24 protein-coding genes are annotated in these 25,955 nt (G+C 64.4%); 5 read left to right on the top strand and 19 right to left on the bottom strand.

Annotation, left to right across the window (positions count from 1 at the left end; genetic code table 11):
* Positions 1-2: 2 nt before the first annotated feature.
* The 7 genes from BRAGE_RS0133645 to BRAGE_RS0133615 form a co-directional block, all read right to left on the bottom strand.
* Complete coding sequence (locus BRAGE_RS0133645; protein WP_027565048.1) at positions 3-764, bottom strand: SDR family NAD(P)-dependent oxidoreductase; 762 nt, start codon at positions 762-764, stop codon at positions 3-5.
* 25 nt (positions 765-789) lie between these two features.
* Positions 790-2,676, bottom strand: a complete 1,887-nt coding sequence (locus BRAGE_RS0133640; RefSeq protein WP_027565047.1) for a feruloyl-CoA synthase — start codon at positions 2,674-2,676, stop codon at positions 790-792.
* Complete coding sequence (locus tag BRAGE_RS0133635) at positions 2,673-3,482, bottom strand: crotonase/enoyl-CoA hydratase family protein (RefSeq protein WP_011090568.1); 810 nt, start codon at positions 3,480-3,482, stop codon at positions 2,673-2,675. The genes BRAGE_RS0133640 and BRAGE_RS0133635 overlap by 4 nt, the downstream gene beginning before the upstream one ends.
* Before the next feature lie 259 nt (positions 3,483-3,741).
* The gene (locus tag BRAGE_RS0133630; RefSeq protein ID WP_027565046.1) at positions 3,742-4,203 is read right to left on the bottom strand and encodes a DUF3237 domain-containing protein; all 462 of its coding nucleotides are present in this window, start codon (positions 4,201-4,203) and stop codon (positions 3,742-3,744) included.
* A gap of 12 nt (positions 4,204-4,215) precedes the next feature.
* Positions 4,216-5,535 carry a TRAP transporter large permease gene (locus tag BRAGE_RS0133625; protein WP_027565045.1) on the bottom strand — a complete coding sequence of 440 codons (1,320 nt, stop codon included), beginning with the start codon at positions 5,533-5,535 and terminating at the stop codon, positions 4,216-4,218.
* A 2-nt stretch (positions 5,536-5,537) separates the two neighbouring features.
* Positions 5,538-6,047 (bottom strand): TRAP transporter small permease, encoded by a 510-nt coding sequence (locus BRAGE_RS0133620; protein ID WP_027565044.1) that lies wholly within the window; start codon positions 6,045-6,047, stop codon positions 5,538-5,540.
* A gap of 226 nt (positions 6,048-6,273) precedes the next feature.
* Positions 6,274-7,290: a TRAP transporter substrate-binding protein gene (locus tag BRAGE_RS0133615; RefSeq protein ID WP_027565043.1), complete on the bottom strand. Its 1,017-nt coding sequence runs from the start codon at positions 7,288-7,290 to the stop codon at positions 6,274-6,276.
* Positions 7,291-7,554: 264 nt separating this feature from the next.
* Between BRAGE_RS0133615 and pobA the strand changes: the two genes are divergently transcribed.
* The 3 genes from pobA to BRAGE_RS0133600 all read left to right on the top strand — a co-directional run bounded on the left by pobA (position 7,555) and on the right by BRAGE_RS0133600 (position 10,574).
* Complete coding sequence (gene pobA / locus BRAGE_RS0133610; protein WP_027565042.1) at positions 7,555-8,724, top strand: 4-hydroxybenzoate 3-monooxygenase; 1,170 nt, start codon at positions 7,555-7,557, stop codon at positions 8,722-8,724.
* Between the two features lie 233 nt (positions 8,725-8,957).
* Positions 8,958-9,377: a PaaI family thioesterase gene (locus BRAGE_RS0133605; RefSeq protein WP_027565041.1), complete on the top strand. Its 420-nt coding sequence runs from the start codon at positions 8,958-8,960 to the stop codon at positions 9,375-9,377.
* Between the two features lie 255 nt (positions 9,378-9,632).
* A complete protein-coding gene (locus tag BRAGE_RS0133600; RefSeq protein ID WP_028146463.1) occupies positions 9,633-10,574 on the top strand; it encodes an IS110 family transposase in 942 nt (313 codons plus the stop codon).
* A 58-nt stretch (positions 10,575-10,632) separates the two neighbouring features.
* Here BRAGE_RS0133600 and BRAGE_RS0133595 read toward each other — a convergent pair whose 3' ends face one another.
* Entirely contained in the window at positions 10,633-11,517 is an 885-nt protein-coding gene (locus BRAGE_RS0133595) for a LysR family transcriptional regulator (RefSeq protein WP_027561252.1), read from the bottom strand.
* Positions 11,518-11,639: 122 nt separating this feature from the next.
* Between BRAGE_RS0133595 and BRAGE_RS0133590 the strand changes: the two genes are divergently transcribed.
* Positions 11,640-12,275 carry a pyridoxamine 5'-phosphate oxidase family protein gene (locus BRAGE_RS0133590; protein WP_027561251.1) on the top strand — a complete coding sequence of 212 codons (636 nt, stop codon included), beginning with the start codon at positions 11,640-11,642 and terminating at the stop codon, positions 12,273-12,275.
* Positions 12,276-12,455: 180 nt separating this feature from the next.
* On the opposite strand, the gene BRAGE_RS0133585 is transcribed toward BRAGE_RS0133590, so the two are convergent.
* Genes BRAGE_RS0133585 through BRAGE_RS0133575 form a run of 3 tightly spaced genes read right to left on the bottom strand, consistent with a single transcriptional unit; the run spans position 12,456 to position 15,999 of the window.
* Positions 12,456-13,187 (bottom strand): ABC transporter ATP-binding protein, encoded by a 732-nt coding sequence (locus BRAGE_RS0133585; protein WP_027561250.1) that lies wholly within the window; start codon positions 13,185-13,187, stop codon positions 12,456-12,458.
* Entirely contained in the window at positions 13,184-14,953 is a 1,770-nt protein-coding gene (locus BRAGE_RS50505; RefSeq protein ID WP_051378232.1) for a branched-chain amino acid ABC transporter ATP-binding protein/permease, read from the bottom strand. Before BRAGE_RS50505 ends, BRAGE_RS0133585 begins: the two co-directional genes overlap by 4 nt.
* 5 nt (positions 14,954-14,958) lie before the next feature.
* The gene (locus tag BRAGE_RS0133575; protein WP_027561249.1) at positions 14,959-15,999 is read right to left on the bottom strand and encodes a branched-chain amino acid ABC transporter permease; all 1,041 of its coding nucleotides are present in this window, start codon (positions 15,997-15,999) and stop codon (positions 14,959-14,961) included.
* Positions 16,000-16,176: 177 nt separating this feature from the next.
* On the opposite strand from BRAGE_RS0133575, the gene BRAGE_RS0133570 reads away from it, so the two are divergent.
* Positions 16,177-16,698, top strand: coding sequence for a MarR family winged helix-turn-helix transcriptional regulator (locus tag BRAGE_RS0133570; protein ID WP_027561248.1), 522 nt, complete (start codon positions 16,177-16,179; stop codon positions 16,696-16,698).
* Between the two features lie 130 nt (positions 16,699-16,828).
* Here BRAGE_RS0133570 and BRAGE_RS0133565 read toward each other — a convergent pair whose 3' ends face one another.
* From BRAGE_RS0133565 to BRAGE_RS0133530, 8 genes are all read right to left on the bottom strand, one after another.
* Positions 16,829-18,112, bottom strand: coding sequence for a glycerate kinase type-2 family protein (locus BRAGE_RS0133565; protein ID WP_027561247.1), 1,284 nt, complete (start codon positions 18,110-18,112; stop codon positions 16,829-16,831).
* Between the two features lie 294 nt (positions 18,113-18,406).
* Positions 18,407-19,636, bottom strand: coding sequence for an ABC transporter substrate-binding protein (locus BRAGE_RS0133560; protein WP_027561246.1), 1,230 nt, complete (start codon positions 19,634-19,636; stop codon positions 18,407-18,409).
* A 231-nt stretch (positions 19,637-19,867) separates the two neighbouring features.
* Complete coding sequence (locus BRAGE_RS0133555; RefSeq protein ID WP_027561245.1) at positions 19,868-21,094, bottom strand: ABC transporter substrate-binding protein; 1,227 nt, start codon at positions 21,092-21,094, stop codon at positions 19,868-19,870.
* A 116-nt stretch (positions 21,095-21,210) separates the two neighbouring features.
* The gene (locus tag BRAGE_RS0133550; protein ID WP_027561244.1) at positions 21,211-22,446 is read right to left on the bottom strand and encodes an ABC transporter substrate-binding protein; all 1,236 of its coding nucleotides are present in this window, start codon (positions 22,444-22,446) and stop codon (positions 21,211-21,213) included.
* 31 nt (positions 22,447-22,477) lie between these two features.
* Complete coding sequence (locus BRAGE_RS0133545; RefSeq protein ID WP_027561243.1) at positions 22,478-23,494, bottom strand: branched-chain amino acid ABC transporter permease; 1,017 nt, start codon at positions 23,492-23,494, stop codon at positions 22,478-22,480.
* A gap of 2 nt (positions 23,495-23,496) precedes the next feature.
* Positions 23,497-24,375 carry a branched-chain amino acid ABC transporter permease gene (locus BRAGE_RS0133540; RefSeq protein WP_027561242.1) on the bottom strand — a complete coding sequence of 293 codons (879 nt, stop codon included), beginning with the start codon at positions 24,373-24,375 and terminating at the stop codon, positions 23,497-23,499.
* A 12-nt stretch (positions 24,376-24,387) separates the two neighbouring features.
* On the bottom strand, positions 24,388-25,101 hold the full coding sequence (locus BRAGE_RS0133535) for an ABC transporter ATP-binding protein (protein WP_008135694.1): 714 nt from the start codon (positions 25,099-25,101) through the stop codon (positions 24,388-24,390).
* On the bottom strand, positions 25,098-25,895 hold the full coding sequence (locus BRAGE_RS0133530) for an ABC transporter ATP-binding protein (protein ID WP_027561241.1): 798 nt from the start codon (positions 25,893-25,895) through the stop codon (positions 25,098-25,100). The genes BRAGE_RS0133535 and BRAGE_RS0133530 overlap by 4 nt, the downstream gene beginning before the upstream one ends.
* Positions 25,896-25,955 lie beyond the last annotated feature (60 nt).

The raw sequence follows: 25,955 nt of genomic DNA, 5'->3' as shown, positions 1-25,955 counted from the left end.
CCTTATTTCGGCGCCATGCGCAGCGAGCCGTCGAGGCGCACCACTTCGCCGTTGAGATACGCGTTCTCGACCATGTGTAGCGCGAGCGCGGCGAACTCGTCGGCCTGGCCGAGCCGGCGCGGGAAGGGGATCGCGGCGGCGAGCGAGTCCTGCGCTTCCTGCGGCAGGTTCGCGAGCAGCGGCGTCAGGAACAGGCCGGGCGCGATCGTCAGCACGCGGACGCCGAACTGCGCGAGCTCGCGCGCGATCGGCAGCGTCATGCCGACGATGCCGCCCTTGGAGGCCGAATAGGCGGACTGGCCGATCTGGCCGTCATAGGCGGCGACCGACGCCGTGTTGATGATGACGCCGCGCTCGCCTGATGTCTGCGGCTCGAGCTTGGACATCTCGGTCGCGGCAAGGCGCAGCATGTTGAAGGTGCCGATCAAATTGACCTTGATGACCTTGTCGAAATCGGCGAGTGCCATCGGGCCGTCGCGGCCGACGACGCGTTTTGCAACGCCGATGCCGGCACAGTTGACCAGCACGCGCGCCGGGCCATGGGCCTTGGTCGCCTGCGCGATCGCAGCTTCAGCCGAGGCAGCATCGGAGACGTCGCAGGTCACGGCGACGCCCTTGATCTCGACGGCGACGGTTTCAGCGAGCTTGGCATTGAGATCGCACACCGCAACCTTGGCGCCCTGCGCCGCCAGTTTTCGCGCGGTGGCAGCGCCAAGCCCCGATGCGCCGCCGGTGACGATGGCTGCCTGATCCTTCAACAACATGGCGTTCTCCTTTGGCGATGATTTTCTAGCCGACCGATATCACACGGTCAGACGGATTGGCAGCGTAGAGCTCATCGATCAGCGCGGTGCGATGCTCCAGCACCGCGCGCTGGTTGATCGAGCCCTTGTCGGTGACCTCGCCCTTGTCGATCGAGAGCGGCGTGTCCATCAGGATCGCGCGCGTGATCCGGGTCGAGGATCCCGTGGCCTGGCTGAGGAAGCGCGTCAGGCGCTCGCGAAAAGCCTCGCGCACCAGCCGGTCTCGCGTCGCGACCACGAGATCGTCCGCCGGCAGCGTCGGATTGACCAGGCGGCAGCCGTCGAGATCGAGCACGACCAGCGCGGATATCTCATCGCGGTTGATGCCGGCGATGACGACGTCGCGCACCAGCGGCGCGCAGGCCGCGGTGAGGCGCGCGCGCAGCGGGCCGACGCTGACCCAGGTGCCGCTGGCGAGCTTGAAGTCCTCGCTGACGCGGCCGTCGAAATCGAAGCCGGCGTTGAGATCATCAGGGTCGGACGGTTTGAGCGCATCGCCCATCCTGTAAAATCCTTCCTCGTCGAAGGATTTTGCGGTGATGTCGGCCTGGCGCCAGTAGCCGGGCATCACGTTCGGCCCCTTGGCGCGCACCTCCAGCTTGCCGTTGTTCGGCACCAGCTTTGCGTCGTTGCCGGAGACCGGCAGGCCGACATGGCCGGAGCGGCTGGTGCGCGGATTGACCGACATGAAGAACGGCGCGGTCTCGGTTGCGCCGAGCCCCGTCAGCATCGGCACGCGATAGCCCTTCTCCTTCACCGCGAGCTCGTCGAGGCTGTTCCAGATGAACGGCGACAGCGCCGCGCCGGAGAAGAACATCGCGTGCAGGCGATCGAAGAACTTTGCGCGCAGGCCCTGGTCGTCGCGCAGGTACGGCAGCAGCGATTCATAGCCCTTGGGCACATTGAAATAGACCGTCGGCGAAATCTCCTGGAGATTGCGCACGGTCTCCTCGATGCCGCCGGGCACCGGCTTGCCGGCGTCCAGATACATCGAGCCGCCATTGTAGAGCGTCAGCCCGATATTGTGGTTGCCGCCAAAGGTGTGGTTCCAGGGCAGCCAGTCGATGATGACGGGCGGCTCGTCCTTGAGGAAGGCGAGCGTCTCGCGCAGCATCACCTGGTTGGCGCAGATCATGCGCTGGGTGTTGATGACGGCCTTGGGATTGCCTGTTGAGCCCGAGGTCAGCAGGAATTTTGCGATCGTATCGGGGCCGATCTTGCCGTGAACCTCGTCGAGATCGCTGCGAACAGGCGTCGCCATGAGATCGGCGAGCAGGGTGACGTCGCGGCCCGGCACGTGGCCATAGGACGCGGCGATCTCGGTGCCGAGCGAGACATTGGCCGCGAGCGCATCGGCGAACTTGTCGGCGTCCTCGGCGAAGACGAGGCCGGGCGTCAGCAGCCTCATCAGGTAAGACAGCTTGCCGTAGTCCTTCGACACCAGCGAATAGGCCGGTGACACCGGGCAGAACGGAACGCCGGCATAGAACGCGCCGAACGCCAGCAGCACATGGTCGATCGAATTGCCGGAGAGGATCACGACCGGCCGCTCCGCCGACAGGCCGCGCGCGATCAGGCTCGATGCGATGTGCCGGCTCGCGGTAAGCAGCTCGGCATAGGTGATCTTGCGCCAGGAGCGGCCGCCGTCGCGCTCGGCCATGAAGACGCGGTCCGGCGTCGTCGCCGCCCAATGATGCAGGCGGTCGGTGATACGGACCGGATAATCACCGAGCGGCTGCTTGGGTCTGAGATAGATCGTGCCGTCGTCGCGCCGCTCGATGTTGACGACGGGATCGCCGAACGAAATGGGCCGCAGCGGGGAAGTGCTCGCGCCGCGCTCCATGCTGGACGAAGAGGACGGCTGCGCGCTCATGACTTGGGCTTTACCTTGGCGGTCTTGTGCTCGAGGAATTCGCGGATCCTGCGTTTTGCCTCCTTGTCGCTCTGCGCGACGGTCGCCATGAGCGACTCCATCAAGAGACCCGTTTGAGGGTTAGCCTCCGCGATCATCGGCAGTGCCTGGAGCACGGCGAAATTGGTCAGCGGCGCGTTGGATGCGATCTTGGTTGCAAGCTCCAGTGCCTTGCCGAGCCCGTTGCCGGCCTCGGTCAGATACTGCGCGAAGCCATAGGAGGCGCCTTCGGTGGCGCTGTAGACGCGCCCCGTCAGCATCATGTCCATCATCCGGGCAACGCCGATCAGCCGCGGCAGCCGCACCGAGCCGCCGCCGCCGACGAAGATGCCGCGCTGCCCCTCCGGCAGCGCGAAATAGGTCGAGGGCTCGGCGACGCGGATATGCGCGGCGCAGGCGAGCTCAAGCCCGCCGCCGATCACGGCGCCCCTCAGCGCGGCGATGACCGGCACGCGGCTGTACTGGATGCGGTCGAACACCCGGTGCCACATCTGCGAATGCAGCAGGCCGCCGGTCGCGTCATGCTCGGTCAGCTCGGAGAGATCGAGGCCTGAGGAGAAATGGTCGCCGATGCCGTGGATCACGACCGCGCCGATGTCCTCGGGCAGGGAGGCAAAACACTCGCCGATTTCCAGGATGATGCCGTCATTGAGCGCATTGCGCTTGGCCGGCCGGTTCAGACCCACGGTCAGAACCCGGTCCGCCCTCTCGATCCGGAGTAGTCCGGAGGCGCCCGCATCAGCGGTCTCGGCGTTTCCCTGTGTCATTTGCGTCCTTGTCAGAATAGTTATGTTCTATAACGAATTTTGGGGGAGTCAAGGTGGGGCGGCCCGGGAGTTGCGGATGGTACCGGTCAGATGGGCAAAGATTCTGCTCCAATTCCGGTGTCGTCCCTGCGAACGCAGGGACCCATGACCCCAGGGCGCGGTTTGGCGAAGCCTCTTGGTTCGACAACCGACCGTCCAAAATCGATAGATCACGCGGTATGGGTCCCTGCGTTCGCAGGGACGACGGCGGAGTGTGTGCTCACATCACCTGATGCACGTCGATCACCACACGGTCCGCATGCCGTGCCGCTGAGCCGACAAAGATGTGCTCCATAAGCCAGCGATATTTCTCGTGCCCCGTCTCGAACCGCGGCATGGTGCGGAAATAGATCAGCTTCGGATCGACCGGCTCGCCGCGCTTGAGCTTTTGCAGCAGCTCCACAGGGCCGAAGCGCAGGCCCTTGTTCTCGACATAGACCGTCGCGCCGTCGTCGGTCTCGAACGCGTATTTGGCCTCGAGGTCGATCAGCTCGTTGGGGCGGATGGTCTGGAAGTCGGCGCCGAACGGCAGCACTTTTCCGGTGATCGCACCCGTGACCTCGCCGCCGATGATCGGAATGATGCGGCGAACGCCGATCCCGGTCTCGCCGGCGGTGACGACGTCGCCGATGCGGGCGGTGATGGTGAAGACGTATTTGGTCTCGAGGATGGGTGTGGCCATCGCTTCACCTCGTCAATTTGCCATCATCCGCGTCGGCAGCCAGGTTGCCAGCAGCGGGAACGCGATCAGGATCAACAGCCGGATCAGGTCCGTCGCCACGAACGGGATCACGCCCTTGAAGATGGTGGAGAACGACACATCCTTCACCACGCTCTTGATGACAAAGACGTTCATGCCGACAGGCGGATGGATCAGGCCGAGCTCGACGGTCATGACGATGATGACGCCGAACCAGATCGGGTCGAAGCCGAGATGGGTGATCACGGGGAAGATGATCGGCACGGTGAGGATGATCATCGCCATGGCGTCCATCAGGCAGCCGAGCACGAGATACATCACCATGATCAGCGCCAGCACGCCGTAGGGGCCGAGGCCGAGCCCGGTGAGGAACTCCGTCACCTTCTGCGGCGTCTGCGTCACCGTGAGGAAATAGCCGAAGATCAGCGCGCCGATCAGCACGGTGAACACCGCGGCCGCGGTGCGCGTCGCCTGGAGCAGCGAGGCCAGGATCTTCTCGCGGTCGAGCCGTCCTGTGACGACGCCGATGATGAACGCGCCGGCCGCGCCGACGCCGCCGGCTTCCGTCGGCGTGAAGCGCGGCAGGAAGGGCAGGCCGTAGAGGCCGCCGATCACGAATACGAACAGCAGCACCGGTGCCCAGATGTCCTTCAATCCGGCAAAGCGCTCGCGCCACGGCAACATCTTGCCCTTGGGCAGGAAGTCGGGCCGGAAGTATCCGATGAGGAAGATCGTGATCATGTACATGGTCATCGCCAACAGGCCCGGAATGATGCCGGCGATGAAGAGTTTGCCGATGTCCTGCTCGGTGATGATGCCGTAGACCGCGAGCACGGTGGAGGGCGGCAGCATCGCCCCCAGCGTGCCGCCCGCCGCGATCACGCCGGTCGCAAAGGACTGCGGATAGCCGAAGCGGCGCATCTCGGGATAGGCGACCGCGGAGAAGGTCGCGGCGGTCGCCACCGACGAGCCGCAGATCGCGGCAAAGCCGCCGCAGGCACCGACGGTGGCGATGCCGAGCCCGCCGCGCAAGTGTCCGACAAAGCCGTTGGCGGCGCGGAACAGCTCGCGGCTCATGCCGGAATGGCTGACGAAGGAGCCCATCAGCAGGAACATCGGGATGACACCGAAGGTGTAGTCGGTGACCGTGCGCATCGAGGTCTGGCCGACCAGCTTCAGCGCCGCCGTTCCGTTGACCAGATAGGCGAAACCGGACACGCCGACGAGGCCCATGGCCATGCCGACGGGCACGCGCAGCAGCATCAGGACGAAGAGGGAAACGAAGCCGATAACGGCAACGGCATCGGTGCTCATGATTACTCCGTCGCCTTCAGCTTGGGGTCGTGCATCTCTTCGGGATGGAAGATCAATCGGTAGGTGCGGATCGCGATCAGCAGCACGGCCGAGACGTCGCCGATCCAGGCGATCGCGAAGAACGGCCAGGTCGGCATATGCATGTCGAAGGTCTGGACGTTGTCGTTGTAGGTGCCGCGCACCTTGTCGAACAGCGTCCAGGTCTGCACCGTGACGACGAACAGCAGCACCAGCGTTGCGAACACGTCGATCCAGCGCTGATAGCGCGGCCCGACATTGCCCCAGACGAGGTCGACCGTGATGTGGGTGCCGCGATAGGAGGTCGCCGCGATGCCCCAGAAGATGAGGATGCCGAGCAGCATGCGGCCGATGTCGAAACTGTCGGGGATCGAATAGTTCAGCGTGTTGCGCAGCAGCACCGACAGGAAGATGTCGAGCGCGACGATGCCGACGAAGCCGGCCGCGATCCATTCGATCGTGTCGATGATGCGGTCCATCCAGGAGCGCTTCATGGGAAGTGTGTCGTCGTGTGAGCTCATTGTTTGATCTCGGTCTCGCCGCGGACTTCACCTCGCCCCGCTTGCGGGGAGAGGTCGAATTCGAGCGCAGCTCGAATTCGGGTGAGGGGGACTCTCCGCGAGCGCGCTGTCACCGTCTTTGTAGAAAGCAGCCCCTCACCCCAACCCTCTCCCCGTAAGGACGGGGAGAGGGGGAGGAAAGACCGATCGCGTCGCGGCCTCACTCCGCCAGCGCGTTGTACTTCTTCAGCGAGGCCTTCAGCTCGCTCAGCGCGGCATCCGGATCGGCGCCGGCCTTCTTGGCGCCGTCGCCCCAGGTCTTCACCAGCGGCTCGGCGGCCTTCTTCCAGGCGGCGGTCTGCTCGGGTGTCAGCTTGTAGACCTCGTGACCGGATTCCGCCTTCACCTTGTCGATGCCGGCATCCTCGAACTTGCCCCAATGCTCGCCGACCGCGCCCGCCATCTCGACCGTGCAGTTCTTGTCGATCGCGGCCTTCTGCTTGTCGGACATCGCATTGTACTTGTCCTTGTTGATCACGAACACGAAGGTCGTGGTGTAGAGCGGCGCCTCCATGTCGTACTTGGTCACCTTGTCGATGCCGAACAGCACCAGGGAGCCCCAGGGGAAGGTGACGCCGTCGGCGACGCCGCGCTCGATGATGTCGCGCACTTCGGGCGCCGACGACTGCACGTTGGTGCCGCCGAGCGAGGTGACGAAATTCGCCATGGTGGCGTGCGCCGGGCGGATCTTCAGGCCCTTCACGTCCTCCGGCATGACGATCTTCTTGGTCTTGGAGTGGAAGGAGGAGGGCGAGTGGACGAAGGCGAGGCAGTATTTGACGTCCTTCATCTCCTTCTCGGCATATTTGCGATACCAGGCGTCCAGGCCCATCGAGCCGCCCTTGGCGTCGGAGATCAGGAACGGCAATTCGCCGGCGCCGATGATCGGGAAGCGGCCGGGCTGGTAGCCAGGATTGACATAGGTGACGTCGGCGATGCCGTCGCGCGCCATGTCGTAATGGTCGAAGGCCTTGCCGAGCTGCTGGGCCGGGAACACCTTGCCCGTGATGGTGCCGCCGGAATCCTTGTTCACCGCGGCCACCCAGTCCTCCAGGGACTTCTGCAGCGGGTGCGACGCCGGCACCCAGTGCGAAACCTTCAGGTCGAAGGTCTTGTCCTGCGCGAACGCAGGCGTCACGCTTGCTGCCAGCAGCAAAGCCAGACAGGCTTTCCTCATCACACGTCTCTCCCTCTTTCTGACGGCGGGCTTCACTGGCCCGGTCTCGTTAGTTAACATGTTATCTAATTGGCCGGCGGGTTCAAGCCGGAACTGGCGCGCACCTTGTCGCGTCATCTACGTCAGCCATGTTGCATGGGTTTGTCGCGGTGCGGCGACGAGCGTTCCCCTTTTTCCCAACGATTATATGATATAATTATCGTCTGCGGATCGACGCGACAAGCGTGACCGCGCCGCACTCTACAAAATCGGGAGGAGCAAGTATTGCGGACAAAAGTCGCAATCATCGGGGCCGGTCCGGCTGGATTGTTGCTTGGGCAACTGCTGCATGCGTACGGCATCGACAACGTCATTCTGGAGCGGCAGAGCCCGGACTACGTGCTCGGCCGCATCCGCGCCGGTCTCCTGGAGGAGGGAACCGTGGCGCTGCTCGACCAGATCAGCGCCGGCGCGCGGGCACATGCCGAGGGTCTCGTGCATGAGGGCATCGAGCTTGCCTTTTCCGGCCGCCGTCACCGCATCGACATGAAGGCGGCGACCGGCAAGACGGTCATGATCTACGGCCAGACCGAGGTCACGCTCGACCTGATGAATGCGCGCAAGGCCGCCGGTCTCGTGTCGGTCTATGAAGCCAGGGACGTGCAGCCCCATGATTTCGACGGCAGTCACCCGCGCGTAACCTATGTGAAAGACGGTGTCACCCATACGCTCGATTGCGATTTCATCGCCGGCTGCGACGGTTTTCACGGCATCAGCCGCGCCAGCATCCCGGCCTCCGCGATCGAGGAGTTCGAGCGGGTCTATCCGTTCGGCTGGCTCGGCATCCTCTCCGAGACGCCGCCGGTCAGCCACGAGCTGATCTATTCCAACCACGCCCGCGGCTTCGCGCTCTGCACCATGCGCTCCATGAAGCGCAGCCGCTATTACGTGCAGTGCTCGCTCGACGACCATGTCGACCAGTGGCCGGACGACCGCTTCTGGGACGAATTGAAGAGCCGGCTCGACCAGGAGGCCGCCGACAGCCTCGTCACGGGCCCGTCGATCGAAAAGAGCATCGCGCCCTTGCGCAGCTTCGTCGCCGAGCCGATGCGCTTCGGAAAAATGTTCCTGTGCGGCGATGCCGCTCATATCGTGCCGCCGACCGGCGCCAAGGGCCTGAACTTAGCTGCCAGCGATGCGCATTATTTGTCGAGCGCGCTACGGGAATTTTACGACGAGAAGTCCAGCGCCGGCATCGACGCCTATTCAGCCACGGCCCTAGCGCGCGTCTGGAAGGCGGTGCGGTTCTCCTGGTGGATGACCTCGATGCTGCACAAATTCCCGGACACCGGCACCATCGGCGCACGGATCCAGCTCGCCGAGCTCGATTACGTCACGCAGTCGCAAGCGGCGATGACGTCGTTGTCGGAGAATTACGTGGGGCTGCCGTTCTAGGGCGGCGAAGTCGGTGCCGTAGGGTGGGCAAAGCGAAGCGTGCCCACGAGCAGTCTCAGTTGGAAAGAGGTGGTGGGCACGGCGCTTTGCGCCTTTGCCCACCCTACGGCATCTGTGCTCGCAGTGCCGCCCGTTTCAAACACCCGCGCAAATCCCGTTTAAAACTTTGTAGGCGGTGAAACTGTCACCCACATCGCGTTCAATGGCGGCAGCCAAACACACGCGAGACAGTCATGACCTCCACCGACATCCCCGACGGCTTCGAGCCGCTGTTCCGCAAGAGCCCGCTCACCGAGCCCTGGGAGCCGCTTTACGCGAAGAAAACCGACAAGGCCGTCATCATCGGCCTGCGGCTGGCAAAGCCGCACACCAATGGTCGCGGCCTGATCCATGGCGGCCTCATCACCGCGCTCGCCGACAATGCGATGGGCTATAGCTGCGCACAGGCGACGGGCTGGACCACGTCATTCGTGACGGTCTCGCTCTCGGTCGATTTCGTCGGCTCCGCCGAGATCGGCCAGTGGTGTTCGATCGAGAGCGACGTGATCAAGACCGGCAAGACGATCTGCTTCGCTCAGTGCCTGATCAAGGCCGACGGCGTCGTGATCGCGCGCGCCAGCGGCACGTTCCGCGTGGTGCCGAAGCCGGGGTAACTCTCGTGCTCCGGACGCAGCGCAGCGCTTCTTCAGCGGTGCGCTGCAGAGCCGGGGCCCATCCATCCGCAGCTTACGGCGTGGCCTCCTGGGTCCCTGTGTCTTGGAAGTCTGTCAGGATGGGTTGGGCGGGAAGCCGTTGGGTCCTTGGCGCTTGACGCCGTGAGCCGGCTCGGTCTCCCGCCCGTTCCATTACCAACCTGAACAGTTGCACGAGGCTGCGCCAACAGACCTCGCATCACAGGGACAGGCACCGTGATCATACCCCTTCGTTGCGTCGGAATCGACGTCTCCAAACAATATCTCGATATCTTCGATGAAGGCCTGGGCGTGCCGGAGCGCATCGCCAACGCGACGCAGGCCATCACCCAGATCGCGGCGCGTTGGCGATGCGATGTGCTGGTCGTCTTCGAGGCCACGGGTGTTTATGACCTCGAGCTTCGCGAAGCGCTGAGCGAGGCCGGCATCCGTTTCGCCCGGATCAACCCGGCCCGGGCTCGTGACTTCGCGCGCGCCAGCGGGCAGCTCGCCAAGACCGACCCGATCGACGCGCGAATGCTGGCAGCCTTTGCGCGGGCCATGCAGCCAGCAACGGAGCCGACTGCCAATCCCGCCCGCAACGCCTTGGCGGGACTTGCAAAACGGCGAGATCAGCTGGTTCGCATGCGCGCGCAGGAGAAGAACCGGCGCAGCGAGACCGACGACCGTGCCATGGCCGAGCGCATCGGTCGCCTCATTGAAGTCCTCGACGGCGAGATCGCCGAGATCGAGGCCGACATCAGGGGACTAATCAAAGCCGAGCGAGAGATTGCGGACGATGCGCGATTGATGCGCTCACTGCCTGGCGTGGGTCCCGTGGCTTGCATGCAACTCATCGCGAAGATGCCGGAACTCGGACATGTGGGAGCCAAGCAGATCGCGGCGCTCGCCGGCCTGGCTCCCTTCAACGTCGACAGCGGAGCCTTCCGCGGCAAACGCAAGATTGCCGGCGGCCGAAAGCGCGTCCGTGACGCCCTCTACATGGCTGCGCTCAACGCGGTTCGCAGGGCCGATCCGTTCAAGGCCTTCTACGCACGGCTGCGACGGGCCGGCAAACCAGCCAAGCTCGCCCTCATTGCCGTCGCCAGGAAGCTGCTAACGGTCCTCAATGCCATGATGCGTGACAGAAAGCCGTACCTGAAAGCCAACCCAACATAACAGTTGCCGGATCTGCGCAGCAACGCTACGCGTTGCAGCGCGTCCGGGACACGAGACCTCACCCAAACCGCCACTCCGCCGTCTCCACCACGAGATCGATGAACGCGCGCACCTTGGCCGAGAGCAGGCGCGAGGTCGGGTAGACGATGTGGATCGGCAGCGCCGGCTGCTCGTATTTCGCCAGCAGGATCTTCAGCCGCCCGCGTTTCAGGCCGTCTGCGGCCTGATAGGCGAGCACGCGCGTCACGCCGCCGCCGGCCTCGGCATATTGCAGCGCTGCGTCGGCGCTGTTGCTGGTGAAGCGCGGGGTCGGCGTCACCTCGATCTCGCGGCCATCTTGCACGAAGTGCCAGCTGGCTGACGGGCCGAACTGGATGGTCTGATGGTCGGGCAGCGCCTCCGGCGTCCTCGGCTCGCCGTGGCGCTTGAGATAGGCCGGCGCGGCCACCACGATGCGACGCATCTCGCCGACCTGGCGCGCAACCAGCGAGGAATCGGCGAGATGGCCGATGCGCACCGCGGCGTCGACCGCGTCCTCGACGAGATTGACGAGGTTGTCCGACAGCCTGAGCTCGCAGGCGACCTCGGGATAACGTTTCAGATATTCGGTCATGACCGGCCCGACATGCAGCCGGCCGAAGCCGACCGGCGCCGACACCACCAGCCGCCCGCTCGGCCGGTTGCGCTCCTCGCGCGCCGAGCCGTCGGCCTCCTCGACATCGGCGAGGATGCGCCGGGCGCGCTCCAGATACCGCGTGCCGACGTCGGTCAATCTCACCTGGCGCGTGGTCCGCTGCAGCAGCCGGGCGCCAAGATGCTCCTCCAGGGACGCGATCATCCGCGTCACCGCCGAGGGCGACAGCCGCAGTTTTCGCGCAGCTGGCGCAAACCCGCGCAGGTCGGCAACGGTGACGAAGACGTGCATGGCGTCAAGGCGGTCCATGGCATTATTGCATATTACGCAATGATGAAGTGTCAAGCGGCGACATTGTTTTAGTCGCCGGAAGATCCATTTTAGCGGACGAAAGACGCAGAGAATGCGCCGGAATTTCAGGAGATGTTCCGATGACCGCAGTCCACACCTATGCCAGCGACGTCGCCTTTTCGCCGGCGGTGAAATCGATCCAGGCCCGAAAGGGATCGCGCGAGGGCTATGCCCATGCCGAGCAGCGGGGATGGCGCACCGAGGTCGACGAGAACCTTGCGGCGTTCCTGGCTGATGCCAACAGCTTCTACTTTGCGACGGCTTCGGCGGACGGTCAGCCCTACATCCAGCACCGCGGCGGCCCGAAGGGGTTCTTGAAGGTGCTGGACAAGCAGACGCTCGCCTTTGCCGATTACGCCGGCAACCGGCAATACATCACCCAGGGAAACCTGTCCGAGAATCCCAAGGCGTACATCTTCGTCATGGACTACGCCCATCGCCGCCGTGTGAAGATCTGGGGCGAGGCGCGCGTGGTCGAGGACGACGAGGCGTTGACGACGGCGCTGATGCCGAAGGGCTATCGCGCCCGGCCGGAGCAGGTGATCCTGTTCAAGATCGCAGCCTGGGACACCAACTGCCCGCAACACATTCCGCAGAAGTTCGATGCGCCGGACGTGGCGGCCGCACTGGCGGCAAGGGACCAGCGGATCGCGGAGCTGGAAGCGGAGGTCGCGGCGCTGAAGGGAAAGGCGAGTCCATCCGCTAGCGAAAGCTAGAGCGGCTTGCTCGGTGCACCCTCTCCCCTTGCGGGAGAGGGTGGCTCGTCGCGTAGCGACGGGACGGGTGAGGGGTCTACCTCCTCATGAACACAGTGGCGAGTGGAGAGAACCCCTCATCCGGCGCTTCGCGCCACCTTCTCCCGCAAGGGGAGAAGGGAAGAAGAGTCAGCCGCGAAATCAGATCACGCTCGCGCCTTCGTGCTGGAAGCCGAGATAGCTCGCGGCGACCCGCTCGTTCGCCGCGATGTCGCTGGCCTTGCCACTGAGCACGAACTCGCCGAGCTCCATCACGTAGGCGTGGTCCGCGATCTTCAGTGCGGCCTGCGCGTTCTGCTCGACCAGCAGCACCGAGACGCCGGCAGCGCGCAGCTCGGTGACGATGCGGAAGATGTCGGCGACGATGATCGGGGCGAGGCCAAGGCTCGGCTCGTCCAGCATCAGCAGCTTCGGCTCGCCCATCAGCGCGCGGCCCATCGCGAGCATCTGCTGCTCGCCGCCGGAGAGCGTGCCGGCGAACTGCTTGCGCCGCTCCTTCAGCCGCGGGAACAGCGTGTAGACGCGCTCCATCGAGGCTTTCGCCTTGCTCCGCTCGATGCGGAACGCGCCAAGCTCGAGATTGTCCTCGACATTCATGGTCACGAACAATTCGCGGTGCTCGGGGACGAGGCCGAGCCCCATCGCGACGCGGTCCTCGATGTCGAGGCGGGCGAGATCCTGGCCTGCAAAGGCGACGCGGCCCTTCAGCGGCAAGATGCCCATGATGGCCGAGAGCAGCGTGGTCTTGCCGGCGCCGTTGGCGCCGACGATGGTGACGATCTGGTTGGCACCGACCTCGAGCGAGACCGAGCGCACGGCCTCGACCTTGCCGTAAGACACATGCGCGTCGGTGACGGACAACAGGGCGCTCATGCCGCCACTCCGAGATAGGCCTTGATGACTTCGGGATTGGTCTTGATCGTCGCGGGCGTGCCTTCCGCGATCTTGGTGCCGAAATCGAGCACCACGATGCGGTCGGCGAGGTTCATCACAAAGCCCATGTCGTGCTCGACCAGGAGCACGCTCATGCCGCCGTCGCGCAGCTCGCGCAACAGCGTCGCGAGCCGCTGCTTCTCCATGTGGCGCAGGCCTGCGGCCGGCTCGTCGAGCAGCAGCAGCATCGGATCGACGCAGAGCGCGCGGGCGATCTCGACGATGCGCTGCTGGCCGAGCGACAGCGAGCCTGCGAGCTGATGCATCTGGTCGGCAAGTCCGACGCGCTCGATCTGCCGTGCGGCCTCGGCGAGCAGTTTTGCCTCGTCGGCGCGGTCGAGCCGCAGCATCGAGGAGATCGGGCCGGAATGGCCGCGCAGATGCGCGCCGATCGCGACGTTCTCCAGCACGGTCATGTCAGGCACCAGCTTCACATGCTGGAAGGTCCTGCTGATGCCGAGCTTGACGATCTCCTGCGGCGGCGCCTTGTCGACCTTCCTGCCGAGCACCGAGATCGAGCCTGAGGTGGCGGAGAGCACGCCGGTGATCAGGTTGAAGGTCGTGCTCTTGCCGGCGCCGTTCGGCCCGATCAGCGCGACGATCTCACGGGCCTGGACGTCGAAGGAGACGTTGTTGACCGCAACCACGCCGCCGAATTGCTTTCGCGCTTTCTCGACCTGAAGCAGGATGCTGGCCTCGCCGGCCGCGCGTGTGCGATGCTCCAGCTTCAGCGAGGTATCAGGCTTCTTGCCGCCACTGCGCTCGGGCAGGAACGACATCAGCCAGGGCCAGACGCCGCCGGGCGCGAGCTGCAGCAGTGCCACCAGCATGATGCCGAACACGATGGTCTCGACCTGGCCGGAGCCCGGCAGGATCAGCGGCAGGTAGCTTTGCAGCACCTCCTTCATCACCACGACGATCGCCGCGCCCAGCACGCCGCCCCAGACATAGCCCGCGCCGCCGACCACCGCGATGAAGAGATATTCGATGCCGGCCTGCGCGCCGAACGGTGTCGGGTTCACCGCGCGCTGCAGATGGGCGTAGAGCCAGCCGGAGAGGCCGGCGAGCACCGCGGCATGGATGAACACCAGAAGCTTGGCGCGCGGCGTGTGCACGCCGAATGCTTCCGCCGCGACATGGCCGCGCCGGAGCGCGCGGATGGCGCGGCCGGTGCGGGAGTCCAAAAGGTTCATGGTCAGAAGCGCCGAGACGATCACGGCGACCCAGATCGCGTAATAGATCGATCCGGGCGAGAGCATCTTGAACGCGCCGACCGACAGCGGCGGGATCGCCGAGATGCCGTCGTTTCTCCCGAGGAATTCCAGCTTGCTGAAGAGGTAGAACAGGCCGAGCCCCCAGGCGAGCGTGCCGAGCGGCAAATAATGGCCGGAGAGGCGGACGGTGATCAGCCCGAGCAGCACCGCCAGCGCTCCGCTGACCACGAGCGACAGTGGTAGCGTCAGCCACGGCGACAGGCCGTAGGTCGTCGTCAGCACCGCCGTGGTGTAGGCGCCGAAGCCGACGAAGGCCGCCTGACCGAACGAGGTGAGGCCGCCAACGCCGGTGAGCAGCACGAGGCCCATCGCGACCAGGGCGGCAAGGCCGATATTGTCGAGCAGCACGATCCAGAACGGCGGCATGCCCGGGACGAACGGGATCGCCGCCATGACCAGCGCAAAGACGAGGATGGGAAGCCGGCTCTGCATGCGCGTCAGTCCTTCTCTTCCTCGACCGCGGGCGCGGCGAGCGAGCGCAGCAGCAGCACGGGGATCAGCAGCATGAAAACGATCACTTCCTTGTAGTTGGAGGCATAGAAGGACGAGAACGCCTCGACGATGCCGACGACCAGCGCCGCGACGGCAGTGAGGGGATAGCTGACGAGCCCGCCGATGATCGCGGCGACAAAGCCCTTCAGGCCGATCAGGAAGCCGCTGTCATAGTAGAGCGTCGTGATCGGCACGATCATGATACCCGACAGCGCGCCGATCACGGAGGCCAGCAGGAACGCGATCTGCCCCGACAGCGTGGTGCGGATGCCGGCGAGCCGCGCTCCCAGCCGGTTCACGGCGGTGGCGCGCAGCGCCTTGCCGTAGAGCGTCAGGCCGAAGAACAGCCAGAGACCGATGATGAAGGCGATGGTGATGGCGTAGACGGTGATGCTCTGGCCGGTGAAGCGCAGCGCGCCTGCGGTGAAGGCGCCCGAGAGCACCGCAGGTCCGCGCTGGCCTTCGGCGCCGAAGAACAGCAGGCCGAGGCCCTGCAGCGCGAGGTGGACGCCCACGGATGCGATCAGCAGCACCAGCACGGAGGTGTGCGCCAGCGGCTGGAACGCGATGCGGTACAGATAGACCCCGATCATCGCCACGATCACCAGCGCCAGCGCGATGCAGACCGCGACCGGCGGCTTCTGGGCGGTGAAGTAAATCGTCAGTGCCAGCACGATGGCCGGCAGCACGACGTTGGTGAGGAGGCTGCGCACGATCAGCCGCCCATGCAGCGCCTTGCGCGCCACGAACAGGTCGAAGGCGAAGGCGCCGATGCCCAGCGCCAGCGCGAGCTTGGCCGTGCCCGGCATCTGGCCGGCGGCCAGCGAGGCATAGGTCAGCGCACCATAGGTGACGAACTCGCCCTGGGGAATCAGGATCACGCGGGTGACGGCGAACACCAGCACCAGCGCGAGGCCGAGCAGCGCGTAGATCGCGCCATTGGTAATGCCGTCCTGCACCAGGAACAGCATGATGGTGGTATTCAAGACCGGACGCTCCCCCTCAAAAGTCCGGACCGGTCTCCGCAATTGCGGTGGACGGTCCGCTCACAGCCATTGAAAAACGCTGACGATATTTGATATGGTCCATAACAATTATCAAATATAATCTCAAGGGTGGGAAGCGACCCGTCCCGAATTTAGCGGGATTACGAGCACGAGGCGATGACCGTTTCCAAAACCGCTGAAAAGTCTTCCGAAAAGGCCGCCGACGCGGCCAAGGGCCGCAAGGACGCGGCCGAGCCGCAGGCCGAGGCCCTCCAGCTCGGCGAACTCTCAGAGCAGCTGGGCTATGTCCTGAAGCGGGCGCAGCTCAAGGTGTTCGAGAACTTCTTGCGCTGCATGGCCTCGCTCCAGCTGACGCCGGCGCAGTTCTCGGTGCTGCTGCTGGTGGAGAAGAACCCCGGCCGTAACCAGACCGAGATCGCCTCAACGCTCGGCATCCTCCGCCCGAACTTCGTGGCCATGCTCGACAATCTGGAGAGCCGCGACCTCTGCGCGCGGATCCGCTCCACCAACGACCGCCGCTCGCACATCCTGGTCCTGACCGACAAGGGCAAGGCCGTGCTGAGCCGCGCCAAGAAGCTCGTCGCAACCAAGCACGAGGCGCGGCTGAACGACCTGCTCGGCCAGGCCAACCGCGAAGCGCTGATCGGGATGCTCGCGAAGATCGCGAACGAGTTTTGAGGCGGGCTGTCGGGCGGCCGCGGAGCATGATTCGCGAGCTTCCAGGCTGCCGAGCTCTAACCGCGCGGCACACTGCGCTCTCTCCTCCCCCGCAAGGGGGAGGGAACGCAGCGGAGCGTGGGGCGAGATATCAATCCACCAGGATCACGCGGATATCGTTCACGTTGGTCAGCGTCGGGCCGGGCTGCAGCAGATCCCCCGTCGCCTCGAAGAACGTGGTCGCGTCGTTGTTGTCGAGATACGCCTGCGGCTGCAGCCCCAGCGCCTTCATCTTCGCAAACGTCGCAGCATCGATCAGCGCGCCGGCGGGATCGGTCGGGTGGCCGGCGCCGCCATCGGCGCCGTCGGTATCGCCGGCGAGCGCCGCGATGTCAGGCGTGTCCTTGAGCAGCTCGGCGAGCGCCAGCGCGTATTCCTGGTTGGGGCCGCCACGGCCATTGCCGCGCACGGTGACCGTGAGCTCGCCGCCGGAGAGGATCGCGACGCGCTTGCCTTGCGCGCGGGCTGCAAGCGCGAGCTTGGCGTGATCGGCCGCGACCTCGCGGGCCTCGCCCTCGAGGTCGGCGCCGAGATCGATCGTCTCATAGCCGGCCTCCTGAGCGAGCTTCACCGCCGCATCGAGCGATTGCTTGGGACGCGCGATCAGCTCGAACGTCGCGCGCGCGAACGCGCCATCGCCAGGCTTGCAGCTTTCATTGGCGGGATCGTCCAGCGCGCGGCGCACGGCATCGTCGATGGCGAGCTTGTATTTCGCCACGATCGCGCGCGCATCGGCGAGCGTGGTCGGATCCGGCACGGTGGGACCGGAGGCGATCGCGGAGGGATCGTCATGCGGCACGTCGGAGATCGCGAGCGTGACGATCTCGGCGGCATTCTTGCCGGCGCGCGCCAGCCGCCCGCCCTTGATTCGCGACAGATGCTTGCGCACCGTATTCATCTCGCCGATCGGCGCGCCCGAGCGGAGCAGCGCCTTGTTGACCGCCTGCTTCTGCGCAAAGCTGATGCCGTCGACGGGTGCGATCCAGTTCGCCGAGCCGCCGCCGGTGAGCAGCACCAGCAGCAGATCATCGGGCCCGGCCTCGCCCGCGAGCGCGAGCGTGTCGGCCGCGCCCTTGAGGCCAGCTTCGTCAGGCACGGGATGGCCGGCCTCGACCACGCGGATGCGGCGCGTCGGCAGGCCATAGCCGTGGCGGGTGGTGGCGATGCCGACGAGGCGCTCCGGCGCGAGGCGGAGCGTGTCGAGATAATGCCGCTCCGCCGCGGCGGCCATCGCGCCGGCGCCCTTGCCGGCGGCGAGGCAGATCACGCGCCCCTTGGGCAGGGGCCGCAGATGCGGCGCAAGGATCGTGCTCGGATGGGCGGCAGCAACGGCGGCGTCGTAGAGCGCGCGGAGCAGGGGACGTCGGTCGGTCATGACGAAAAGCCCTAAAGCATGATCCGGAGAAGTGCGAAGCGGTTTTCCGGAAAGATCATGCGTAAACAACAACCTAAAGCGCGATGACGATTCATCCCAATCTCATCGCGCTTTAGGCGGACGGAAGCGATGGCGGCGAGGTCGCCGGTCACCTGCCTAGCGCATCGGGCGCCAAAGCGTAAGCAGGCTTTATCGTCATTCGATTGTGCAATCGCGTGATCATAATCGGCGCGCAAGCAAAAGCCCCCTGCGATCGTCTCGCAGGGGGCTTGATGCGTCGCGTATGTCGTCCGGCTAGCCGCCGACGTCGGCGCTGATCACGTCGCCGAACAGTTCCCAGCGCTCGCCCTTGAACCTCTCGAGCCGGAGCTGGCTGATCGGCGCAAAGTCGGTCGCGGAGGTGTTGATCTGGACGCCCGGCAGCAGCGCCTCGGTGCGGAAGTCCTTCAGGCTGGCGGCCTGCTTCATGATGTTCTCGCGGGTGAGATTGTCACCGCATTGCTTCAGCACCTGGACCAGCGTCTGCGCCACCGCGTAGCCGACGATGGTGCCCTTGTCGAGCTTGTCGCCTTCCGGGAAGTACTTGGTCATGAAGGCGAGGAATTCCTTCATGCCGGGATCGTTGTTCCACTCCGGATCCGACACGTCCTTGAGATAGTCGGCCGAGATGATGTCCTGGCCGTTCTCGAAGCCGGCGGGCTTCATCACGCTGCCGACCGAGGCCGAGACGTTGTTGAGGAAGTGCAGCGGCTTCCAGCCGATCTCGGCGTTCTTCTTGATCGCCTGCGCGGCGAATTTCGGCGTCGTGATGTTCATGAACACGTCGGCGCCGGTCGACTTCAGCTTGACGATGTGGTTGTCGATGGTCGGCTCGGAGGTCTCATAGCTCTCCTCCATGACGATCATCGAGGCGGCTTTCGAGCCGAGGCCGTCCTTCAGGCCCTTGAGGTAGTCTTTGCCGTAATCGTCGTTCTGGTAAAGCACGGCGATCTTTGCGTCCGGCTTGTTCTTCAAAAGCCACTTCGCGTAGATCTGCGTCTCGCTCTGGTAGTTGGGCTGCCAGCCCATGGTCCACGGGAAGTTCTGCGGATCGTTCCACTTGGTGGCGCCGGTGGCGACGAACAGCTGCGGCACCTTCTTCGAGTTCATGTATTTCTGGATCGCCGAGTTCGGCGGCGTGCCGAGCGAGTTGAAGATGAACAGCACCTCGTCGCTCTCGACCAGCTTGCGCGCCTGCTCCACCGTCTTCGGCGGCGAATAGGCGTCGTCGTAGGAGATGTAGTTGATCTTGCGGCCGTTGATGCCGCCCTCTTCGTTGATCTTCTTGAAATAGGCGGCTTCGGTCCGCCCGATGATGCCGTAGGCGGAGGCCGGTCCGCTGTAGGGCATGATGTTGCCGATCTTGATCTCGGTGTCGGTCGCGCCGGTATCGTATTTCTTCTGGGCCGATGCAGTGGAGGTCGAGGCCGCAATGAGCGCGAGCGCCAGTGACGCGGCCGCAAGTTTGCCGGTGACAGCGGGCATTCCTATCTCCCTATTTTCTTGGTGTGTGTGCGTTTCCTTTTCTTGTCTTGCTTGTTCTTGGCGACGCGGCCGTAATTCAATACGATTTGGCAGGTGCCTTCAACAGAAAGCCCCTGCGACGGCGTCGCCGGGGCTGCTTCTTTAGTAGTCAGCGCCCGTGTGCGCTTGCGAGACGGCGCAGCTGTCTGGAGTTGTTTAACAAGTCACGAACGATCTTGAGTTGCCCGGCTTTCAGTGCCCATGGTCGCTCGAGATGATGTCGCCGAACAGCTCCCATTTCTTGCCCTTGAAGCGCATCATCTGGAGTTGCTCGATCGGGGCGAAATTGTCGGGTGCGGTGTTGATCTTGATCCCCGGCAGCAGCGTGTCGGGCTCGAAATCCTTCAAGCTCGCCGCCTGCTTCATGACGTTCTCGCGGGTGAGGTCGTCGCCGCACATCTGAAGCACCTTCACCATGGTCTGCGACGCGGCATAGCCGAACACCACGCCGGCATCGAGCTTGTTGGCCTTGGGGTCGTACTGCGCGATGAAGTTATAGAACTTCTTCATGCCGTCATCGGCGTTCCATTGCGGGTCGGAGCCGTCCTTGGTGTAGGTCGCCGACAGCACGCCTTGCGAGATCTCGATGCCCGCCGGCTCGAGCACGCCGCCGACTGAGGCCGAGACGTTGGAGATGATGTGGACCGGATGCCAGTTGATCTCTGCGGCCTTCTTGATCGCTTGGGCTGCAAATTTCGGCGTGGTGATGCTGATGAAAACGTCGGCGCCCGAGGCCTTCAGCTTCACGACGTGCTCGTCGATCGCCGGCTCCGAGGTGTCGTAGCCGTCCTCCATCACGATCATCGACGCCTTCGCGCCGAGGCCGTCCTTCAAGCCCTTCAGATAGTCCTTGCCGAAATCGTCGTTCTGATAGAGCACGCTGATCTTGGCGTCCGGCTTCTCCTTCATGATGTACTTGGCGTAGATGCGCGCCTCGCTGGCGTAGCTCGGCTGCCAGCCCATGGTCCACGGATATTGCTTCGGATCGTTCCACTTCGAGGCGCCGCTCGCCACGAACAATTGCGGCACCTTCTTCTCGTTCATGTATTTGCGGATCGCGCTGTTGGTGGAGGTGCCAAGCGAGCCGAAGATCAGCAGCACCCCGTCGCTCTCGACCAGCTTGCGGGCCTGCTCCACCGTCTTCGGCGGCGAATAGGCGTCGTCATAGGAGATGAACTTGATCTTGCGGCCGTTGATGCCGCCCTCGGCATTGACCTTGTTGAAATAGGCTTCCTCGGCCTTGCCGATCGCGGCATAGGCGGAGGCCGGCCCGCTATAGGGCATGATGTTGCCTATTCTGATCTCGGTATCGGAAGCGCCGCTGTCGTATTTCTTTTGCGCCAGCACAGGGCCAGTCATCGCAATGCACAACGCGAGTGCGACCCACAGGGACGCAACCTGAAGACGAACGGCAGTCATTGTTCTCCTACCCGGGCTCGGATCGGCGCATTGAACAAGATTGGCGCCCGGCGTCAACAAAAAGCCCCCGCGATCGTTCGCGAGGGCTTCTTGTTTCGGACTATTGCGTCAGCTTGTCACTCGGAGGCGACGTCGCCGCTGATGATCTCGCCGAAGAGTTCCCACTTCTCGCCCTTGAAGCGCTGCATTTGGAGCTGCGCGATCGGGGCGAAGTCGGTGGCGCTGGTGTTGATCTTGACGCCGGGCAGCAGGGTGTCCGGTGCAAAATCCTTCAACGAGGCCGCCTGCTTCATCAGGTTGGCGCGGGTGAGATCGTCACCGCACATTTCCAGGACCTTGGCCAACGTCGAGGCCGCGCCGTAGCCGTAGACCATGCCGGTGTCGGTCTTGTCGGCGCCGGGCATGTACTTGTCGACGAACTCGTTCCACTTCTTCATGCCGGGATCGTTGTTCCACTGCGGATCGGTGGAGTCCTTGGCATAGGCCGCCGACAGCACGTCCTGCGAGGCCTCGAAGCCCGCCGGCTTCATCACGCTGCCGACCGAGATCGACACGTTGGTGAGGATCTGCAGCGGCTTCCAGCTGAGCTCGGCGGTCTTCTTGATGGTCTGCGCGGCGAATTTCGGCGTCGCATAGATCAGCAGCACGTCGGGATTGGCGGCCTTGATCTTGACGATGTGGCCGTCGATCGACGGCTCGGACACCTCATAGCTCTCTTCCAGGATGATCATGGACGAGGCCTTGGCGCCGAGGCCGTCCTTGGTGCCCTTGAGGTAGTCTTTGCCGAAATCGTCGTTCTGATAGAGGATCGCGACCTTGGCGTTCGGCTTCTCCTTCATCAGCCACTTCGCGTAGATCTGCGCTTCGCTCTGGTAGGAGGGCTGCCAGCCGATGGTCCAGGGGAAGTTCTTCGGGTCGTTCCACTTGGTGGCGCCGGTGGCGACGAACAGCTGCGGGATCTTCTTGGCGTTGAGGTATTTCTGGATCGCGGTGTTCGAGGGCGTGCCCAGCGGGTTGAACACGGCCAGCACCTCGTCGCTCTCGACCAGCTTGCGGACCTGCTCGACCGCCTTCGGCGGCGAATAGGCGTCGTCATAGGTGACGAAATTGACCTTGCGGCCGTTGATGCCGCCCTTGTCGTTGATCATCTTGAAATAGGCTTCTTCGGTCTTGCCGATGATGCCGTAGGCCGACGCCGGCCCGCTGTACGGCATGATGTTGCCGACCTTGATCTCGGTATCGGAAGCGCCGGTGTCGTATTTCTTTTGCGCGAGTGCCGCGCCCGAAGTGAGAGCAAAGGCTGCCGTTGCCGTGACCAGCGCGGCGGCTCGCAGTGTTCTTTCAAAAAGCAATTCGGGTCTCCTTGGTTTAACGAACGAGTCTTCAGTTCTTCCTGAGCTTGCCAGCGAGCTGCTGGCCCAGGATCGCGACCTGCCTTGCGCCGTGTGGCACGAGGTAGATGACGAGGAACAACAGCACGCCGAACACCGCGCCGGAGAGGCCCTTGGAGATGCCCTCCGCGATGTTCGGCACGAAGATGATGAAGGCGGCGCCGACGATCGAGCCGGGCAGCCAGCCGACGCCGCCGACCACCATGCCGAGGAACAGCGAGATCGCGAGCGTGATGGTGTAGCTGTCGGGCGCGACGAACTGCACCGCGATGGCGCCGAGCGAGCCGGCGATGCCGGTGATGGCGGCGGAGACGCCGAACGCCAGCGTCTTGTAGAGCGCGACGTTGATGCCCATGGCGGAGGCCGCGATCTCGTTGTCGCGGATCGCCATGAAGGCGCGGCCCGAGCGCGAGCGCAACAGGTTCACCGAGAAGATGTAGATCGCCAGCACGACCACGAGCGTGAAATAGTACAGCCACATGTCCTGCGACATCGACAGGCCGAACGGCGCGTCGGGCTTGGTGACGACGAGGCCCTGCACGCCGCCGGTCCAGTGCTCGAGGAAGTTCAGCTTGAGCAGCTGCGGCATCGCGGTCGCGAGCGCGAAGGTCGCCAGCGCCAGATAGACGCCGCTTAGCCGCAGCGCCGGCTGGCCGAACAGGAAGCCGAAGCCGAAGCAGACCACGCCGGCAATCGGCAGCGTCAGCGCATAGTTGACGTTGAAATGCTCCATCAGCACCGCGGTCGTGTAGGCGCCGACCGCGTAGAACGCGCTCTGGCCGAGCGAGAACTGGCCGCTTCCGCCGGTCAGGATGTTGAGCGCCAGCACCGCGAGCCCATAGATCAGAAGCATCGTCATCTGGAAGATGATGAAGTTCTTGACGAAGACGGGAGCGATGATCAGCGCGGCCAGCACCACCAGCGAGGTGCCGGTGCCCAGCGTCATGGCCCGCTTCGGAACGGCCTCGACCGCCTCGTGGCCTTCGACGACTTCTTCTGCTGCGCTCATGATCAAACTCGCTTGACGATGTGCCGGCCGAACAGACCAGCGGGTTTGACGACCAGGACGGAGATGATCAGCGCGAGCGCGATCGGGAGTTTCAGCTCGTTGCCGACGCCGGGAATGTAGGTGCCGGCGAGGTTCTCGAAGATGCCGACCAGGAAGCCGCCGACCACGGCGCCGAACGGGCTGGTGAGACCGCCGAGCACCGCGGCGGCAAAGCCGTAGATCAGCACGCCGCCCATCATGTTGGGCTCGAGGAACACGACGGGGGCGATCAGCATGCCGGCGATCGAGCCGATCGCGGTCGCCATGCCCCAGCCGAGCGCGATCATCCAGCTCGTGTTGATGCCGACGAGGCGGGCCGATTCAGGTACCGAGGCGGCCGCACGCATCGCAAGGCCAATCCTTGTATACTGGAAGAAGAAGTAGAGGCCGAGCAGCAGCAGCACGGTGACGCCGATCATGCCGGCCTGGTGGGTCGAGATCAGCTGGCTGCCCAGGAACGGCGAGGAGCCGAACGGGGTCGGATACTGCTTGATGGTGAAGTCCCAGAGCAGGCCGGCCGAGGAGTTGATGATCGCATACAGCGCGATGAAGCCGGCGACGTTGGTCAGCACTGGCGCTTTCGCAAGCGGCTTGAACAGGATGCGCTCGATCGCGATGCCGGCGACGAAAGAAAATACCAGCGTGATCAGGAAGGCGGCCCAGTAGGACACGCCCCACTGCATCAGCTGCCAGGAGATGAAGGTCGAGAACATCGCCATCTCGCCTTGCGCGAAGTTGAGATGATCGATGGCCTGGTAGATCATGACCACGGCCAGCGCCATGCAGGCGTAGATCGCGCCGGTGGCAATGCCGGCCAGCACTTGGTTGGTGAAAAGCTCCATCGTGCCGGCTCCTCAGTAACCCAGATAGGATTTGCGGATTTCTTCGTTGTTCGCGATGTCCTTGGCGTTGCCCGACATCACGATGCGTCCGGTCTCGATCACATAGGCCTGGTCGGCGAGCTCGAGCGCGAGCTGGGCGTTCTGCTCGACCACCAGGATCGACACCTTGTCCTCGCGGTTAATCTTGCCGAGGATGCCGAACAGGTCGCGCACCACGAGCGGCGCAAGGCCGAAGGACGGCTCGTCCAGCAGCATCAGGCGCGGCCGCAGCATCAGCGCGCGGGCGACCGCGAGCATCTGCTGCTCGCCGCCAGAGAGCGTGCCGGCCTGCTGGGTGTGGCGCTGCTTCAGCACCGGGAAATGCGCATACATGCGCTCGATGTCGGAGACGATGCCGGCGCTGTCCTTGCGGGTGATGGCCCCGAGCTGCAGGTTCTCCTCCACCGTCATGGTGGTGAAGGTGCCGCGGCCCTGCGGCACGTGGGCGATGCCGAACCGCACGATGCTCTCGGTGGAGCGGTTGTTCAGCGGCTTGCCGTCGAACTCGATGCCACCGGTGGAGCGCACCATGTTGCAGATCGCGCGCAGCGTGGTGGTCTTGCCGGCGCCGTTGGCCCCGAGCAGCGTCGTCAGCGAGCCCTCGTTGAGCGAGAAGGACAGGCCATGGAGCGCCTGGACCTGGCCGTAATAGGCGCGCAGGTCCTTGACGTTGAGCAGTGTCGTCATTGGTCCTTGCTCCCGAGATAGGCCTTGATGACGTCGGGGTCCGCCTGCACCTGGCTAGGGGTGCCTTCGGCGAGCTTCTTGCCGAAATTGAGCGCGACGACGTGATCGGCGATCGACATCACGAGGCCCATGTGGTGCTCGACCAGCAGCACGGTCATGTGGCGTTCGTCGCGGATGCGGCGAATGAGGTCGCCGAGCACATAGACTTCCTCGTGGTTGAGGCCGCCGGCAGGCTCGTCGAGCAGCAGGATCTTCGGGTCGGCCGCCAGCGCGCGCGCCAGCTCGACACGCTTCTGCGTGCCGAAAGGCAGGCCGGAGACGGTGGTGTGGGCGACGTCCTCGAGGTCGAGATAAGCGAGGATCTCGTGCACCTTCTTGTTGACGTCGCTCTCGCTGCGCCGGACCCAGGCGAGCCGAAGGGAGTCGCTGATGATGTCGCTGGAGGTCTTCGAATGGGCGCCGACGCGGACGTTGTCCATCACCGAGAGGTTCGGAAACAGCGCCACGTTCTGGAAGGTGCGGCCGATGCCGATCTCGGCGATGCGGTGCGGCGGCCGGGACAGGATGCTCGCGCCTTCCATCATAATGTCGCCGGACGACGGCTGATAGAGCCGCGAGAGACAGTTGAAGAGCGTGGTCTTGCCGGCGCCGTTGGGGCCGATCAAGCCGAGGATCTGGCCCTTGTGCATGTCGAACGACACGCCGTTGAGCGCAACGATGCCGCCGAACACGACGCTGACGTCGCGAACCGCGAGCAGGGGCGATGTTCCCTGCGCGAGCTGTGCCTGCGTCATCTCGTCTCGCCCACCGAGTTCAGTGGGCGATGGGGCGATGCGAACCGCTCCCGGTGACGA

This window comes from Bradyrhizobium genosp. SA-4 str. CB756, from assembly GCF_000473125.1.
Classification (GTDB): domain Bacteria; phylum Pseudomonadota; class Alphaproteobacteria; order Rhizobiales; family Xanthobacteraceae; genus Bradyrhizobium; species Bradyrhizobium arachidis.
This window is presented reverse-complemented; position numbering and strand designations above follow the sequence as displayed.